At 60.8% G+C, this 17673-nt stretch carries 15 protein-coding genes; 6 read left to right on the forward strand and 9 right to left on the reverse strand.

All coding sequences use genetic code 11. The features are described from left to right. The coding region (locus VL547_RS07555; protein ID WP_325576893.1) for an amidohydrolase family protein at positions 1-224 on the forward strand (224 nt) is incomplete at its 5' end. 178 nt (positions 225-402) lie between these two features. Here VL547_RS07555 and VL547_RS07560 read toward each other — a convergent pair. The 5 genes from VL547_RS07560 to VL547_RS07580 form a co-directional block, all read right to left on the reverse strand. Further along, positions 403-774, reverse strand: coding sequence for a hypothetical protein (locus VL547_RS07560; protein WP_325576895.1), 372 nt, complete (start codon positions 772-774; stop codon positions 403-405). A 71-nt stretch (positions 775-845) separates the two neighbouring features. Continuing rightward, positions 846-1433, reverse strand: a complete 588-nt coding sequence (locus tag VL547_RS07565; protein WP_325576897.1) for a class I SAM-dependent methyltransferase — start codon at positions 1431-1433, stop codon at positions 846-848. Between the two features lie 10 nt (positions 1434-1443). Further along, a complete protein-coding gene (locus VL547_RS07570) occupies positions 1444-3462 on the reverse strand; it encodes a M13 family metallopeptidase (protein ID WP_325576899.1) in 2019 nt (672 codons plus the stop codon). A gap of 75 nt (positions 3463-3537) precedes the next feature. Further along, on the reverse strand, positions 3538-4584 hold the full coding sequence (locus VL547_RS07575; protein WP_325576901.1) for a hypothetical protein: 1047 nt from the start codon (positions 4582-4584) through the stop codon (positions 3538-3540). A gap of 118 nt (positions 4585-4702) precedes the next feature. Continuing rightward, entirely contained in the window at positions 4703-5641 is a 939-nt protein-coding gene (locus VL547_RS07580; RefSeq protein WP_325576903.1) for an oxidoreductase, read from the reverse strand. 101 nt (positions 5642-5742) lie between these two features. On the opposite strand from VL547_RS07580, the gene VL547_RS07585 reads away from it, so the two are divergent. Then, a complete protein-coding gene (locus tag VL547_RS07585) occupies positions 5743-6609 on the forward strand; it encodes a helix-turn-helix transcriptional regulator (RefSeq protein WP_325576905.1) in 867 nt (288 codons plus the stop codon). Here VL547_RS07585 and VL547_RS07590 read toward each other — a convergent pair. The 3 genes from VL547_RS07590 to VL547_RS07600 form a co-directional block, all read right to left on the reverse strand. Further along, entirely contained in the window at positions 6598-7677 is a 1080-nt protein-coding gene (locus VL547_RS07590) for a hypothetical protein (protein WP_325576907.1), read from the reverse strand. The genes VL547_RS07585 and VL547_RS07590 overlap by 12 nt on opposite strands. A 108-nt stretch (positions 7678-7785) precedes the next feature. Continuing rightward, complete coding sequence (gene porV / locus VL547_RS07595; protein ID WP_325576909.1) at positions 7786-8892, reverse strand: type IX secretion system outer membrane channel protein PorV; 1107 nt, start codon at positions 8890-8892, stop codon at positions 7786-7788. A gap of 1 nt (position 8893) precedes the next feature. Then, positions 8894-13264: an Ig-like domain-containing protein gene (locus tag VL547_RS07600; RefSeq protein WP_325576911.1), complete on the reverse strand. Its 4371-nt coding sequence runs from the start codon at positions 13262-13264 to the stop codon at positions 8894-8896. A gap of 437 nt (positions 13265-13701) precedes the next feature. Here VL547_RS07600 and VL547_RS07605 point away from each other — a divergent pair, with 437 nt between their 5' ends. Further along, positions 13702-14802: a metallophosphoesterase gene (locus VL547_RS07605; RefSeq protein ID WP_325576913.1), complete on the forward strand. Its 1101-nt coding sequence runs from the start codon at positions 13702-13704 to the stop codon at positions 14800-14802. Here VL547_RS07605 and VL547_RS07610 read toward each other — a convergent pair. After that, positions 14783-15157, reverse strand: coding sequence for a RidA family protein (locus VL547_RS07610; protein WP_325576915.1), 375 nt, complete (start codon positions 15155-15157; stop codon positions 14783-14785). The genes VL547_RS07605 and VL547_RS07610 overlap by 20 nt on opposite strands. A gap of 164 nt (positions 15158-15321) precedes the next feature. Here VL547_RS07610 and VL547_RS07615 point away from each other — a divergent pair, with 164 nt between their 5' ends. The 3 genes from VL547_RS07615 to VL547_RS07625 form a co-directional block, all read left to right on the forward strand. Then, entirely contained in the window at positions 15322-15636 is a 315-nt protein-coding gene (locus VL547_RS07615) for a helix-turn-helix transcriptional regulator (RefSeq protein ID WP_325576917.1), read from the forward strand. Beyond that, positions 15633-16727 carry an NADH:flavin oxidoreductase gene (locus VL547_RS07620; protein ID WP_325576919.1) on the forward strand — a complete coding sequence of 365 codons (1095 nt, stop codon included), beginning with the start codon at positions 15633-15635 and terminating at the stop codon, positions 16725-16727. Before VL547_RS07615 ends, VL547_RS07620 begins: the two co-directional genes overlap by 4 nt. Further along, on the forward strand, positions 16724-17673 hold a 950-nt coding region (locus VL547_RS07625; protein ID WP_325576921.1), incomplete at its 3' end, for an LLM class flavin-dependent oxidoreductase. The genes VL547_RS07620 and VL547_RS07625, both read left to right, overlap by 4 nt.

Here is a 17673-nt window from a genome sequence, read left to right on the forward strand (position 1 = left end):
GCGGGTTTCAGCCTTCAGACGCGTTAAGTCGTATGCAAGCCATCCGTGGCATGACGATCTGGGCGGCTCGAGCCGACTTTTTGGAAAACGAGATCGGGAGCCTCGAGGCCGGCAAGCGGGCCGATTTTGTGGTGCTGGATAGGGATTTGATGACGGTGGGCGCGGCGGACGTGTTGGGGGTGAAGGTGGGGGCGACGTATGCGGCGGGGGTTAAGGTGTTTTAGCGGCCGAGGTTCTAGCATTCATCTTACAGCTTCGCACTGCTCACACTACGCCTGGAAGTCACCGTTCTCCGACAACTCCATCATAGCCGTTCACATCGTACTCCGTCAGAAATTTATCCTGCAGGGGTTTGAGTGCATCCAAACATTCCGTGGCATATGTGGCGTAATCTCGTTTCATCTACCATTCCCTCCATTCACTTGCGATCCCGTCGCCGCCACCATATTTGTTCGTATCTATACCCGCCGCCCCAGCGATCTGGTCGAACAATGAGCAAAGATCTTCCCGTTCCCCCGTCTCAATCAGGCCGGCTATCTCGTCGTTGAGGTCATTCAGCGCCTCCACGGCTAGTTGAAAAAATTCCACCTTTTGTGGTTCTGGAGTGTCCGGACCAAGCTGGATCAGGCTTTCGATCAGGCGGTCCAAAACTGCCTGGGCGCGGTCGCAGTTTTCGGGCGTGTATTGCACCATCCCATATTCCACTTTATTTTCCTGCCAGTTGTCAAACGGATAACCGGCCTTGGCTTCTATAAGCTTTTCGGTGTAGGTCATGCGCGAATATAAGGAACCTCGATTTCCCCAGGGCAAAACCTGCCATTGTCCAGGGTTTCCGGGGACCGGATTTATAAAGGCGCCACCCCGCTGAAATAATGGTTCTCCCCCTCATCATCGAACTCCTCTCCGGGCGACAACCCCGCTCCTGTGATGAGCCCCCGGTATTCGGTCGCCCCAAGGGACCGCGACGGTTGCTCCGTCATCGCGTCGTTCCAGGTTATGGGGGAGAGCGGGGCGGTGAACAGGAGCTTGCCACCGGGGTTCAGGGCCGCGGCCATTTTGGGGATGAGCGCGCGTTGAGAAGTGGCGGGGAGCAGGAACATCAGGCCGACGGAGATGATCCCATCGAAGGTGCGGTCAAAAAAGCGTGACCGCTCGACGGCTTCAAGGGCAACAGGCACGTCCGGAAAATGCGACCGGAAATCGGCTACCATCCGCGGGGAGGCATCGATGGCGTACGCCGTAAGGCCGGCTTCGAGCAATATGTTGGTGACCGGGATACCGGTGCCGCAGCCCAGGTCGAGCACGACGGAGCCCGGTCCGAATGTCCGGGCCCACGCGCGGGCAACGGCGGCGCCTATCCCATTGATGGCACGGCCGCGGCCGTGGATATAGAGGTCCGCGATGTCGTCATAGCCGTTCGACTCGTCGATCATAAAGAAGACATTACCAAATCCTCGTCCGCTGGTCCGGGGCCTTGTACATCTTATCGCCGGGCTTGATGCCAAAGGCGTCATACCACGCATCGATGTTGGTGATGGGTCCGTTACAGCGGTACTCGCCCGGGGAATGCGGATCGGTGAGGATGAGCTGCGCGGAGGTTTCGGGGAGGGTATTGGAGCGCCAGATCTGCGACCAGCTGAGGAAAAAGCGCTGCTGGGGTGTGAAGCCGTCGATCTTTTTGCCGTCCTTGAACTCCTTGGTTTTGGTAAACGCTTCGTAGGCGATCGACAAACCGCCGAGGTCGGCCAGGTTCTCGCCGAGGGTGAGGCGGCCGTTGACGTGGAGGGTGTCCAGGACCGTAAAGCCGTTGTATTGCTCGACGACTTCGTTCGCGCGGGTTTTGAATTTGTCGGCGTCGTCCTTGGTCCACCAATCCCTGAGGTTGCCGTCGGCGGCGAACTGGCGGCCCTGGTCGTCGAAGCCGTGGGTCATTTCGTGGCCGATCACCGCGCCGATGCCGCCATAGTTGATGGCGTCGTCGGCGTCGAAGTCGAAGAAGGGGAATTGGAGGATACCCGCGGGGAAAACGATTTCGTTATTGGACGCGTTGTAGTAGGCGTTGATCGTGGGGGGCGTCATCGACCAGCGGGTCCGGTCGACGGGCTTGCCCAGGCGGCTGACGTTGTCGTTATACGCCCAGACGCCGCAGCTCCGGACGTTGCCCAGCAGGTCGTCCTTGCGGATAGTGACGCTGCTGTAGTCCTTCCAGGTATCCGGATAACCGATCTTCTTCAGGAAAGCCTGGAGCTTCTCCACGGCGCGTTGTTTGGTGTCGTCGCTCATCCAATCGACCTTCCGGATGCGCTCCGCAAAAGTCTCCTGGAGGTTGTTCACCATCTCCTGCATGCGTTGCTTGGCGGCGGGGCTGAAGTATTTATCGACATACAGCTGCCCGAGCTGGTCGCCGAGCGAGCGGTCGATAAGGCTGCTGACCCGTTGCCAGCGGGGCGTCTCTTCCTTTTGACCGGTCAAAACCTTTTCGAAGGTGAAGTCTTCTTCCACAAAAGCATTGCTCAGGAAAGGCGCCGCGGAGCGGACTACGTTCCATTGCAGATAAGCCTTCCAGTCGTCCAGCGACACGGCGGTCAGCAGGAGGTCCAGGGATTTGAGAAAAGACGGGTTGGTGATGATGACGCTATCGGCGCCGGTTACCTCCATTTCGGCGGCCCATGTCTTCCAGTTGACGGCCGGCGTGGTGGCGGAAAGGTCTTTCCAGGCGAATTTGTTATAAGTCTTATAGGGATCGCGCATTTCCACGCGGCTCATCTCTGCGGAGGCCAGCGCCTTTTCGATGCGCAGGACGGCGTCGGTGGCGGCGTCCGGGTTGGAGCGGCCGATCAGCTGGAACATTTTCGATACGTGCGCCTTATAGGCCGAGCGGATCGTGGCGCTCCGGGCGTCGTTCTTCAGATAGTAGTCGCGGTCGGGGAGACTGATGCCCCCCTGGCCCACCTGCGGGACGTAGTGGGTGACGTCCTTACGGTCCGGGCCGACGTTGAAACCCACCAGGGGCATCGCGATGGAATGGGTCCGCTCATAGGCGACCTCCTCCAGCAGACCGGCGGTATTCTTTATGCCGTTGATCCGGTCGAGGTCCACCTGGATCGGCTGATAGCCGAGGCGCTCGAGCCCCGCGCTGTCCATACCGCTGAGGTAGAAGTCGCCGATCTTCTGCATCTTCGGATCGGTCGCCGCGCCGGCCGCTGCCGCTTCGAGCAGCGTGCGCAGCTTTTGCACGCTTTGTTCCCTGAGCTCGTCAAAGCTGCCCCACCGCGTCTTTGACGCCGGTACCGGGTTGTTCTTTATCCAGTTGCCCTGGGCATACCGGTAAAAATTGTCGCCGGGCCGGACGCTGAGGTCCATGTTGGCGGGATCGATAAACTTGCGCTTGTTCCGGGGAGGGAGGAAGCTCAGCAGGACGAAAACGGTGCTAACACATAGCAAGGTGCGAAACGATGTCATAACACAATATAAAGGAATTGTGTTAAATTTTTTACATAAAACAGGGGAGCGCCTGCAAAAACGCTCCCCGTTTTATTACTGTGCCGGTTGTATCGCGGATAGCTCTACGGTGGTCACGCCCGAAACATCGGGTGTCTGCTGGTCTTTGCTGCCAACGATAGCCTGGTCGTAAAACGGCGCGTACATATCGTAAAGCATCCTGCCATAACCCGACCAGGTGGTATGTCCGCCTACCCCGGTTAGCGCCCAACCTGAGGGAGCGGCGACGCTGATCGTCTGGAGGTGGTTCACGTTGTTGGTCGACTGCGAGGCGTTGATCACATTTAAGGTGCCAAACCCGGCAATCGGCGAGTTGTCGATGGCGATCACGTTGTCGATGATGTCGCACTTGTCCGGGCTATGCTGGTCCTTACCGGAGGCCGTCGTACCGGTCCCCGTCCAGTCGCTCTCGGTGATGAGGTTACCGTAACCCGTTCCATAATCGTCCATGGCGCCCGCGCTCAATATCCTGTTGTAGTATTGGGAGGGGATGCTCAACGAAATGGAGGGATAGTCCGCAACCTGGGAGGTGACGGAGGTCAGGTACAGGTGCGGGATGACGGCGCTGGTGGGGATCACGGTACCACCGGGGCCGAAGAGCTTTATACCGATCACGTACGCCTGGACCTCGCTGAAATACTGGGTAAACTGGTCCTTATCGGAAGCATAATAGGTAGTGAACTGACCGTCCCCAACCGGGTACGCGGCCGTCAGCAAGGCATCCACGTTCGCCTGGTTCCCGTTCGGGTCCAGTATGTGGGCGCCGCCCCCTACCATCACATAACCGCCCGGCACGGCGAGACCGACCGTATTGTGCTCGCCATACGTAGAGATGGCGGACCATTCGGTGACTTCAACGCTGGTGGTAGCGCCATAGATCGTCTGGTCGAAAACGATTTCTTCCGCGGAACCGTTGGACGTTTGTCCGGGTTGCAGGGAGCTGGGTACTTCAGGGTAGGACGCCGTTCCGACAGGGGGAAGCGACGACTGAGGAGTCAGGGGGGATTTGCTGCAGCCGGCGGACAGGCCGATCAGCCCGATCAAGGCACAGGGAATGCTCCATGAGGCAAGAGATTTCTTCATAAGTCAAATAAATTTTTGTTTGACTAAACATAGCGCCGCAGTATGACCGGAATGTTAAGCTATCCTATTATTCATTTATTAGTAATCCGAAGTTTCTACGTTTTTATACTGAGCGTCCTTATGTATAGCGGACTCCAGTGACCTGTTCGCTCAACGACCAAAGTCGCCGCGCGTTGGCCGGATCGATCGCGTATTCGCGGACGCCATATAATATGGCGGGATCGTCGGGGACGAGGGGCGCCAGGTGACAATCTTCGCAATAGGCGCCGCCGTGGCCATTTAATTCAGGACTGAGGGCACACCAGAGCGACGTGGCGGCGCCCTCGGCGGGCGTTTTAAAAGCGCCGGGCGCGGTCTCCAGACGGTCCCCTACCCTCTTGATACCCCACGTGGCGAGCTCTTCGTCGGACATGTAACGGATGAGATCGGTGAGGACGCCCCCGGGGTGCGCGGAAAAGGCGCGTACGCCATGCGGAGCGCCAAGGCGATCCAATTCGACGGCAAAAAGGGCGTTGGCGGTCTTCGACTGACCATAGGCGGTGGCCTTGTCGTACGGGTGTCTGTCGAAGTTGATGTCGTCGAAGTTTACTGGGGCGTAACGGTGACCGATAGAGCTTAGCGCCACGACACGGGCGCCGTTGGCGGATTTCAATGCGGGCCACAAAAGACCGGTGAGCTGGAAATGCCCGAGGTGGTTTACGCCGAACTGCCATTCGTAGCCCCGTTGGTCCCTGGTGAATTGCGGTGGACGCATGACGCCGGCGTTGTTGATGAGGAGGTGGAGTTGCGGGTGCGCGGCGGCGACCTTTCGCGCAAATTGTTCGACGGACCGCGGGGACTCCAGGTCGATTGCTGCGATTTCAACGTTTTTTACATTTTTGAGGCTGGCTTCGGCCTTGTCGAGGCTCCGCGCGCCCACGACAACGGTTGCCCCGGCCTGCGCCAAAGCTTTGGTGGTTTCCAGGCCGATACCGGAATGTCCGCCGGTGACGAGGGCGACTTTGCCGGTGAGGTCGTGGCCTGCGACGACGTCAGCGGCGGTGAGGGATTGTTTCATAAGGCAAAGTTCGCAGGCGGGCGGGTCGCGGGAGTATCCGTTTTGGGGTAAGTAGTATCCGCCGGGGCCGCCGCATGGCTTCACGACGTAACTTTGTGCCGGTGAACGTGCCATACCATATACAGTCCATTGGCGAATTCCTCGCGCTCCTGGGCCTCCCCAAGCCCCGGCACCCGCTTTTCTGCGTCTTCAACCACGCCGACATCACCGATTATTCGGATGAGAAATTGAGGCTGAAAACCTACGGCTTTTATACGATCAGCTGCAAAAAGGGTTATGCAGGGAAGATGCGGTACGGCCAGGACTACTATGACTTCGACGAAGGCTCGCTGGTGTTCCATGGCCCTAACCAGGTGATTGCGTCGGAGCTGACGGAAGGCGTCCGGCTCCAGGGATGGACGATATTGTTCCACCCTGATTTCATGCACGCGGGCAAGTATGGTTTCTTTTCCTATTCAATGAACGAGGGACTCCACCTGTCGGACGAGGAGCTGCAGACCCTCGAAGGTATCGTCGCCATCATGCTGCGGGAATACCATTCGGGGATCGACCGGTTTAGCCAGGACATCATCGTATCGCAGCTGGATCTTTTCCTGAAGTACTGCGAACGGTTTTATCACCGGCAGTTCCTGACGCGGCGGAAGACCAACGACCATTTGGTCGTGCGGGTAGAAGCGCTGCTACGGGACGTCAGGGGGACCATTCCCACGGTGCAATACCTGGCGGAGGCGCTGCACCTCTCCCCCGCCTATCTCAGCGACATGCTCCGCACGCTGACTGGACGCAGCGCGCAGCAGCACATCAACGACTACATCATCGACTACGGCAAGGAGCTGCTGACCACTACGTCGCTGACGGTGAGCGAGATCGCCTATAAGCTCGGGTACGAGAACCCGCAGGCGTTCCACAAGCTGTTCAAGAATAAGACGCAGACGACGCCGCTACGGTTCAGGGCGTCATTTAATTGATGCCAGCGGCAGGCGGAACGCCTTCAACCGGTAATAGTCCGGGTTCATCCGCCCGTTCACACAGGTTGCCGCGCAGGTCCCGTAGCCGTTGATCGAATACGTAAACAACAAGCCGTCACCGTTGATGTCTTCCGGGTGGGCCGTGGCCAGGTAGAAAAAGGGATAGTGGCCCTGTACGGTATCGTCGATGGTGTATATCGTTTGCGGCGTCGAAAACGGGCCGGTGAGCTTCCTCGCCGTGGCAGCATAGATGTCCTTGCCCTGGTCGCAACCGACGCTCAGGGCTGAGCTGAGGAGAAGATAGCGGCCGTCGATTTTCGTCACCTGGAAGGTCCCGTCGATGCCGCTTTGGTGGGCGATGGGTTTGATCTTATGCACATCGGCGGACCATGCCGCGCCGTCCCAGAATTGCCAGGGCCCGCAGGGTTGTCTCTCGTCAAACCGCGCCACAAAAAGATCGACGCGGATCCCCGTCACCTTCTGCCCATAGACATACACCCAGCGGCCTTCCTGGATAAACCCAACCCCAAAGCCGATGCTGTCGAAGTCCTGGAGGGTCGTGTACCCCGCGACCTTCATATCCGGGAAGGTCACTTTCGCCATAAAGTCGTTGCCCGTGCGGGCAAAACCAAAGCCCTCCAGCTTCGATTCGGCGTTCTTCATGCTGTTGCAATAGATGTAGATCGTATCTTTTATCTGTATCCCGCCTGACGGCCATGTAAAATACAGGTCGTTCGGGTTGTTCTTCAGGTAGCTCTTTATGCCGGGGCCGTTGCCGGTCAACGTCGTCGTATGATGCCAGTCCCAATCGCCCCGCGGCTGGCTGAGCGCCGCATTCCGCACCTGGAAAAGACAGGGGACGGTCCCGGTAGCCGGGTCGAAGTCGTCGATGTGGCTGTCGCCCATCAGCCACAGCGAGCCGCCACTGGATAACGGGATGGAATAGCCGCCGTCGCTGGCGATGTGGCCGGCGGTGCGGCGGAAGAAATGGGTTACGACGGTGTCCTTGCGGGGTGCTTGCGCGAGCGCGGAGCCGAAAAGGAGCAAGCAAACGATAAGGGGTCTCATATGGGCTAAATATAGGGTAAAGTCCGTAAAGGCCGGGTCGCGGCGGAAATAAAGCAGCCTGCTCCACCGGAGTGGGCAGGCTGCCGTGTAGTCATAAGGCGCGGATGGCTATTTTTTCTTGTCCAGCGCGAAGCGCACCGAGAACCGCAGCGTGTTGTTGAGCGGGCTCTGGTTGACGCCGTTGCCGGAGGGTACGAGATAGGCGAAGTCGAAGGCGGCGCCGTGGTATTGGAGACCGATACCGGCGGTGACGTATTTGAGGCCGCCGGCGCTGGCGGATTCGTAGTTATAACCGGCGCGGAGGAAGACGGTCTTGTCATAGGCGTACTCCAGGGCGCCGGAGTATTGCATCGAACGGAGGCCGTCGCTGTTGAAGGACGCGAACCAGCTCGACGGGACCGAACGGGTGTAATACTTGTCGATGCCGGCGGAGTCCGCGGGGATAACGGGCACCAGCAGCTTGGCGACGTCGACCGTAAACACCAGCGCGTTCATGTCGTCCGGCGCGATCGTGTAGGCGGCGCCGATACCGAGGGTCGCGGGGATGTAGTCCTTCTGGGTAGTGCCCGACGTATAGGCGATGCGCGTGCCGAGGTTGGACAGGTTGATACCCCAGGTAAAACCGGCGCCTTTGTCATCGCGCCCGTCATGGAACAACGACAGGTCGGCGGCGGCGGCGTTACCCGCCCTGAACTCGGTCCCGTTAAAGTTACCGGTGGCCAGCTGGGAATGGATGTACCGGAAGGTCAGACCGGCGGACAGCCTTTGTCCCAGCTTCATGCCGTAGCCGATGTCGATGCCGTATTCCCTGGGGGTTGCGACGCCCATATTGGCGCCGTTTTCATCGGACAAATTGATACTGCCCATGTTGAAGTAGCGGATGCCGGCGGCGAGGACCTTGTTGCCGTCATCGAACTGTTTGTACCCGCTCAGGAACGCCAGGTAGCTCTCGGCGCCCACGGCCTGGAGCCAGGGCGTATAGCCGGCGCCGATACCGGCGTTTTCGCCGGCCAGGGCGGTGGAGGCCATGTTGTGAAAGATCGAGTAGCTGCCTCCGCCGGTGGCGATACCGGTGTTGGCCATCGCGCCGCTACGGGCGTCGGGGGTGATCCGGAGGAACGGAACGGCCGTGGTGGCGACGTTCAGCGTTTTGGTCTGGGCGTGCGCCGGCAGCAGGTAGCCGCAGGCGCACAGTATGGATAGGATACGTTTCATTTTACTGGTGTTGGATGATGATTTTGCGTTGATAGTTGTAGTCGCCCGCGATGACCTTGAGGACGTACACGCCGGAGGAGAATTCGGATACGTTGATCGTCATCTCTTCGCTGCTGATGGCGGCTTGCTGGTCATAGACGCGCTGGCCCGCCATGTCGATCAGCATGATCCGGCCTTCGGTCGGCGGGATACCCGCGAAGTGGATGTGCAGGACCGTTTTTGCCGGAACCGGGTAGACCTTGTCCACCAGCTCGGTGATCGTCGCGTTCAGGTCGAGGACGTTCGACGCCAGGTTGCCGGTGCCCGCCTGGTTGATCGCTACGTTGGCGGCGACGGACAGGCTTACTTGTCCCCCACCCCCCGCGGGCGTCACTACGACCGTGTAGACGGTGTCGTTCACCTGTACGAAATTGGACAGGGTCGCGTTCGTGGCGGAGACGCCGTTCATATCGAAGCCGGTCACCGGTTGGCTGAAGCTGATGGTCGCGGTGAACAGGGCCGTTACCGTGGCGCTGGGCGCGGTGATGGTTACGGCGGGCGCTTCGGCCTGGACCGTGAAGGCGGCCGCACCGCTGGCGGGGCTGACGTTGCCCGCGGCGTCGGTGGATGTGGCGCTGAGGCTATGCGAGCCGTCTCCTAATGATGCGGTATAGCTGTAGTTGCCGCTGGCGTCAGCGGTGGTCGTGCCGATAGCCACGCCGTTGTCATAGATGGTGATGGTGCTGCCGGGTTCGGCGGTACCCGTAACCGTGACGTTGCCGGTCTTGCTGTAGCCGTTGGTCAGACCGGGCACGGTCGGAACGCTGGGCGCGGACGGGGTGCTCGTGTCAATCGTAAAACCGGTCGCGTTGCCCGCGGGGCTTACATTACCCGCGGCGTCGGTGGACGTGGCGGTCAGGCTGTGCGCGCCGTCTGTTAAAGAGGCCGTGTAACTATAGTTGCCACTGGCGTCCGCGGTGGTCGTGCCGATGGCCACGCCGTTGTCGTAGATCGTGACGGTGCTACCGGGTTCGGCGGTACCGGTGATCGTCAGGGCGCCGGTCTTGCTGTAGCCGTCGGTCAGACCCGGTACGGTCGGAGCGCCGGGCGCTGTCGGGACGCTGGTATCCACCGTGAAGCTGGTCGCGCCGCTAGCGGGGCTGACGTTGCCTGCGGCGTCCGTCGCCGTAGCGGTCAGGCTATGCGCGCCGTCCGTTAAAGAGGCCGTGTAGCTGTAGTTGCCGCTGGCGTCAGCGGTGGTCGTGCCGATGGCGACGCCGTTGTCGTAGATCGTGACGGTGCTGTTCGGTTCCGCGGTGCCGGTGATCGTCGGGGCGCCGGTCTTGATATAACCGTTGGTGACGCCGGGCACGGAGGGCGCACCCGGAGCAGCCGGAACGGTGGTGTCGACGGTGAAGCTGGTCGCGCCACTGGCGGCGCTGACGTTGCCTGCGGCGTCGGTGGCTGTAGCGGTCAGGCTATGCGCGCCGTCCGTTAAAGAGGCCGTGTAGCTGTAGTTGCCACTGGCGTCAGCGGTGGTCGTGCCGATGGCCACACCGTTGTCGTAGATCGTGACGGTGCTGTTGGGCTCGGCGGTGCCGGTGAGCGTCGGTGCGCCGGTCTTGATATAACCGTTGGTAATACCGGGCACGACGGGTGCACTCGGAGCGGCCGGAACGGTGGTGTCGACGGTGAAGCCGGTCGCGCCGCTCGCGGCGCTGACGTTGCCTGCGGCGTCGGTAGCGGTTGCCGTGAGGCTGTGCGCGCCGTCGGACAAGGAGACGGAATAGGAATAGTTGCCGCTGGCGTCCGCCGTGGTCGTGCCGATGGCCACGCCGTTGTCGTAGATCGTGACAACACTGAGCGGCTCGGCGGTACCGGTGGCGGTCAACGCGCCGGTCTGGCTGTAACCGTTGATCAGGCCGGGCACAGCGGGCGCGGAAGGCGCATCCGGCGCGTGGGTGTCGACCAGGATGTTGGTTTGTGCGCTGTAGAAGCTCACATTGCCCGCGGCGTCGGTGGCCCTGGCGGCCAGGCCATACGATCCGTCGGACAACGCGGGGTTGATGATAAAGGAATAGTTACCGCTCGCATCGGAGGTCGTGGTGCCCTCGGCAACGCCGTTGACATACAACGTAATCGATGTAAGGGGGTCGGCGGTACCGGTCACGGTCGGCGCGCCGGTGCGGATATAGCCGTTGACGACATCGGGCACCGCGGGGCCGGAGGGCGTTGCCGGGGGCGTGGAGTCGACGGTGAAGCCGGTCGCGCCGCTCACGGCGCTGGTGTTACCGGCGGCATCGGTCGCCGTAGCCGTGAGGCTGTGCGCGCCGTCGGACAAAGAGACCGTATAGCTGTAGTTCCCGCTGGCGTCCGCGGTGGTTGTACCGATGACGACGCCGTTGTCATAAAGGGTGACGGTGCTCAACGGCTCGGCGGTGCCGGTCGCGGCAAAATGGCCGGTCTGGCTGTAGCCGTCGTGCAAACCCGGTACGGCGGGTGCGGAAGGCGCCGCGGGCGGCGTCGAGTCGACGGCGAAAGCGGTGGCGCTGCTGGACGCGCTGGTATTTCCCGCCAGGTCGGTTGCCGTGGCCGTGAGGGAATGCGCGCCGTCGGGAAGAGCGGCGGTATAGGAATACGTCCCGGAAGCCGTCGCGGTGACGGTGCCGATCAGCACGCCGTTGTCATATATATTGACGGTGCTGTTGGCTTCCGCCGTACCGGTCGTCGTGTAAGACCCGGTCTGGCTAAAGCCATTGTGCAGCGTCGGCGCGGTGGGGGCGGACGGCGTCGCGGGCGCTATATGGTCCACCTTTATCGTCTGGGCGGATGCCGTCCCGGTAATGCCGTCCAGGGTAGCCGTCGTGGTAATGGAATAACTGGCGTTCGCAAGCGTCATCGCCGTATTGTCGTAAGACCAGGAGCTGTCGGCAGCCGCCGTGAGGGTGGCCAGCAAAGTCGTCCCCGTCTTGAGCGCCACGCTGCTGTGGGGTGTCGCGGTGCCGTGGAAAACGAGGGTCTGGTCGGACGTGACGAAGTCCGTAGCCGAAGGACCGGTATCGGACGTGATGGAGCGAAGGAACGCCACGGGCTTCGCCTGCAGGATCGCCAGGCCGAAGTATTGTCCCTTCGTCAATGTCACGCCGGTGAACGTAACGACGTTACCGGAAATGCTGCGGCCGGCGGTAATAGCGGTGCCGCTGGAAAAAGTCGCACCGGTGCTGGTCAGCAACGCAAAATTGCCGGCGTTCGACATATCGAAGCCAAGCCCCGTCAGGTCGAAGCTCACATCCACCGTACCGACGCTACCGGTTTCGTCGACGCGCCAGAGCTGGGTCAGCCGGGCCGCATAACCCGTGGGCACGTCGGTCGACACGGCAAAACCGCCGGCGTCGTTGGCAAAGGTCATATTGTTGTTGATGGTCTGGACGGAGGGATTGGCCAGCGTTGCGATGCTGCTCGACGCGGAATTGATGACGTTGGTGACGCAGGTGGTGCTGAAGTTACCGACACCCTTGACGTCGGTGAAAGGCGTCGGCCATGTGTACTGGTTGGCCACGTCGTATCCCGTGCCGTACTTCTGGCTGAGGTAGTGGTTGACGTCCTCGATTTCGCAGTCGGTCAGCTTCCGGTTGTAGACGATCATTTCGGCGATCTCGCCGTCGAAATAGTTGTCGTCCCCATCCAGGCCGATCTTGAGCGCCGTCTGGGCCGCCGACGGGTCGGTGTTGTCGGAGAACGTGGTGACGACCCGGCCGTTGAAGTAGATATCGGAGCCGTTGACCGGGCCGCTATTGGTGCTGCCGACGACGGAACCATTATAAATGGCGGTCAGCAGCTGGGTCACTCCGACGGCGCCCGCGTTGGTGACGGAGGCCACGGTCGTCGAGCCCAACGGGCCGAAGGAGACGCCCCCGGTGGTGGTGCTGGTGCCGAACTTGGTGAAGAAAAACCGGTCCCAGTCGCCGTTGTCGTCACCCCATACCGCCTGTTGCTGGGAGGGGAAGTTATTCCCCTGGCGGTAGACGGTAAAAATCGTGACCTGTGGGTGGGTGATAGCCCGGATGTCGACGCCCGGAACCGTAAAGCCGGTTCCGTCCGCGTCATCGACCCTGGTGAACGTCACGGTGGGCAAACCGTTGATCTCGTTGGCCTTGAATGTGCCTGCGTTGACACTGAAGGAAGTGGCGTCGTGGCCTTGCCCGGATTTGTCTTTCCAGGTCGTAAGGGCGCTGTTGTTCGCCGGGCTTGTCCCGTTGGCGTTGACGTCACTGGCGTCCAGCCACAGGATCAGCCCGCTGCTGACCCCTCCCGGGGGCGTGGACTGCGCGTTTGTCTGGGAACTGAGGAAAAGGCTGGCGCCGAGCACCAGGCCTAATCGGATCGCTTTCATAAGGATGTAATTTTATTGGATAAAGAGTAGCCTATCCGCCGGCGGGAGCCGGCGGCACACATTACGATGATATGGGGATGTACGTCAGTTTGCCGCGAACACGAAATCGGGCGCGACTAACGGGGGTGGCAATAAACGGCGTTGAAAATGGAGTTCCGCGATAAAGCGGCGTTGAAAACGGAGTGCCGCGAACAAGCGGCGGAAAGATTTCAGGGGTCGGTTCAGTGAGTCCATGTTGCAGTCGATTACGTTTGCGGACAACACCAATACGAGTAACGGAGATAAGCCTTGTAGCACTGAAATGTGGTGCAATACTACGACAAAGCCCAGCATATACCACCACACGCCCGTGTTAGCCACTTGTTAAGGGAATCCGGTACGGGCGTCGAAGATAGGATACCGTTCAAATACAATATCTTGCCGGAAATAACAACCACATGCGTCGCCCTCTCTCCCTTTTGATTTGTATCCTGATCGCGCTGGATGGCGTAGCGCAAGACAGCGTACTCCACTTCGTTTTTACGTCCGACGTCCACTACGGCATCACCCGCAAGGAGTTCCGCGGCGGGGAGAAGGTACCCTCGTACATCGTCAACCGCGCGATGATCGGCGCGATCAACCGGCTGCCCGGTGGCAGGCTGCCCAGGGATGGGGGCGCTGGCGCGGGACAAAAGATCGTACACCTGGATGGGCTGTTGATCACCGGGGATATCGCCAATAGGGAGGAAAAGGGGGTGCAATCCGACGCGGCATCATGGAAGCAGTTCGAAGCGGCATACGACCACCTGTTAACCATCACCGACCGGCACGGCAAATCCACGCCCATCTATTTGAGCCCGGGCAACCACGACGTCTCCAACGCGGTGGGTTTCTGGCGCCCCGCCAAACCGCTCACCGACGCCACGTCGATGGCGGGCATCTATAACCGCATGATGAAACCGGCCCGTCCCCGCACCGCCGCCACGTACAACTATGCGACCGATAAGATCCATTGCATCCGCGACATAGCCGGTATCCGGCTGGTCTTCCTGGATGTCTGGCCTGACTCCACCGACCAGGCGTGGATGGATGCGCACCTCCAGGGCCCGGCCCCCACCCTGCTTTTTACCCACTCCAACCCGGACGTCGAAGCCCGCTTTTTTACCAACCCCAACGACGGGCACGGCATCGATAGCACGGACAAGTTCGAGAACCTGCTGCCCGAGGTTTTCAAAGACGGGCATTCGGTGAAGGACTCGGCGGTCATCGAGCAACGCGCCTTCGCGGCCTTCCTCAAGCGCCACCCGGAGATCAAGGCCTATTTCCACGGCCACAACAACTACACGGAGTTCTATCGATGGCAGGGTACACCCTGCTTCCGGGTGGATTCGCCGATGAAGGGCAAGTTCTCGTCAAAGGACGAAAAACAACTGGCGTTCGAGCTCATCACCATCGACACCCGCACCAGGACGATGACCGTACGTGAATGTCTGTGGAATACGAAACCCAAGGACCCGAAGATCCTCGTGTGGGGCGAGTCTAAGACGATAACGCTATAACCTCGATCGAGATGAGTATCCCCGCCGGAAACGGCATCACCTGCGGCGTGCTCCTGGCAGGCGGGTTCCCGGGGAAGAATTCGGCGAAGACCTTTCCGGCGATGGCGAAGTCGTTGCCGGCGACCATGAAAACCGTCGTTTTCACCACCTTACTCATGTCGCTACCCGCCTCTTCGAGGATGACCTTGATGTTGGCATAAGCCTGCCGGGCCTGGTCTTCGAAGCTGTCCGAGACGACCTTGCCGGAAAGGTCGATACCGGGCATGCCGGAAACAAAGATAAAGCCACCGGCTATGACCGCTTGCGGGAAGGCCGGGCTCATGCGCGGGGCCTTAGGGGTGTTGAAGTTTTGCATACGAGGGGGCTGTGGTTTTTTCAAGGCGCATTTGTTGCAGCAGCGTGGTAATGTACACATTTTGGCGCACCCCCGCGCGGCGCGCGCGACGCATTCGGGCCATGCCTGCCGACCGCGCGCCTTGGGCACATCGGAAATTCCCGATATATCCATATCTTTGCCCCATGGACCCGAAATTGGACCAGCTCGAAATCTTCAAAGCCCTCTCCAACAAGACCCGGTTGCAGATGCTGCAATGGCTGAAGGAGCCGGACAAGCACTTCCCGGCCCAGGAGCACGGCGATTGCGAAAAGGTCGGCGTGTGCGTCGGCCTGATCCAGCAGAAGTGCGGTCTCTCCCAGTCTACGGTCTCCGAATACCTCACGATCCTCCAAAAGGCGGGGCTGCTCCACGCCAACCGGGTCGGGCAATGGACCTATTACAAACGGAACGAAGAAGCATTTACGGCCTTAAGCAAGGCATTTAAAACGGACATATGAGCACAGAAAAGTTTTTCGAATCCTTCAGATTGAAATCGTTGAACCTGCCGAACCGGTGGGTGATGGCGCCGATGACGCGCTCGTTTTCCCCGAACGGCGTACCCACGGAGGGCGTCGCAGATTACTATGCGCGCCGCGCTTCCGCCGGGCTGATCCTGTCGGAGGGCACGGTGATCGACCGGCCGTCGTCTTCCGCCGATCCCAACATACCGCACTTCTATGGAGGGCAGGCGTTGAATGGCTGGCAACGCGTCATCGACCGCGTCCACGCCGCCGGCGGCCGGATGGGCCCGCAGATATGGCACCAGGGCGTGCACGAGCCGCACCATTCGGGCTGGCTGCCGCCGGTACCCTTCGAGGGCCCGTCGAATTTGCGTAAAGCAGACGCGGTGATGGGGCAGGCCATGACGGACAGCGACATCGCCGACACGATCGCGGCCTTCGGACGCGCTGCCGCGGACGCCAAGAGGCTCGGTTTCGATTGCGTGGAGCTGCACGGCGCGCACACGTACCTGATCGACCAGTTCTTCTGGCCGGTGACGAATACGCGCACGGATGCGTATGGCGGCGCAACGCTGGTGGAACGCAGCCGTTTCGCAGCGGAGGTCGTGCGTGAAGTGCGGCGTCAGGTGGGCGACGACTTCGCCGTCATTATGCGGCTCTCCCAATGGAAGGTTTTTGACTACAACTACAAGCTGGCAAAAACGCCGGTCGAGATGGAAGCCTGGCTGGGCGTCCTGGCCGACGCGGGTGTGGACGTTTTCCACTGCTCGCAGCGCCGTTTTTGGGAACCGGAATTCGAAGGCTCCGACCTGAACTTCGCCGGCTGGGCCAAAAAGCTGACGGGGCGCGCCACCATCACCGTCGGCTCCGTGGGTCTGTCGGGAGATTTCCTGGCGGCGTTTGCCGGCGAAAGCTCCAACCCCGCTTCGCTGGACGAGCTGGCGCGCCGGTATGACCGGGGCGACTTCGACCTTGTTGCCGTAGGCAGGGCGATCCTGGCTGACCCGGAATGGGTACAAAAGATACACGAGCACCGCAACGGGGAATTAAAAGGATTTTCAAAAGAGGCCCTGGGCCAATTGATATGAGCCAATTCCCCCTATCGGTACTGGAGCTGGCGATCGTCCGCGAAGGCGGCGACGCCGGTGTGGCCATCGCCTCCACCGTGTCCGTCGCGCAGCGGGCGGAATCGCTGGGATATACCCGCGTCTGGATGGCGGAGCACCACAATATGCAGCACGTGGCCAGCTCCGCGACCGCGGTGCTGGTCGGTCACGTGGCCGGCCAGACTACAACCATCCGCGTGGGCTCGGGCGGCGTCATGCTACCCAACCACGCCCCGCTGGTGGTCGCTGAGCAGTTCGGCACGCTCGAGACCCTGTACCCCGGCCGTATCGACCTCGGGCTCGGCCGCGCGCCGGGAACGGATCAGCTCACGGCCATGGCCCTCCGCCGCAACAACATGTCGACGCAGTACCACTTCGCCGAAGACATCCGGGACCTGCAGACCTACTTTAGTGAAGACAACGCCGACGGCCGCGTACACGCCTTTCCGGGTGAAGGGTTGCACATCCCGATCTGGATACTGGGGTCGAGCACCGACAGCGCGCACCTGGCGGCTTCCATGGGTCTGCCCTATGCTTTCGCCGCGCACTTCGCGCCGGCGCAATTGTGGAACGCGATCGAGATCTACCGCCGCGAGTTCAAGCCCTCGGCATCCCTGGCGGCGCCCTATATGATGGCCTGTGTCAACGTCATGGCCGCCGATACCGACGAGGAAGCCGAATGGCTGTCGTCGAGTCTCTACCGGATGTTCCTCGGGATCGTCACCAACGAGCGGCGGCCGCTCCAGCCGCCCGGTCCCCTGCCGGAGGTTCTTCGCGTGCCCGAGGTACGGAATATGGTTGAGTCGATGACGGCTTGCACCTTCACCGGGAACCGCGAGAGCCTGGGGGCGAAGTTGTCGGCGTTTGTGCGGGAGAGCCGCGTGGATGAAATCATGGTCAGCAGTCCGATCTATGACCTCGACGCGAA

Source organism: Dinghuibacter sp. (genome assembly GCF_035492835.1).
In the GTDB taxonomy this organism is placed as follows: domain Bacteria; phylum Bacteroidota; class Bacteroidia; order Chitinophagales; family Chitinophagaceae; genus Dinghuibacter.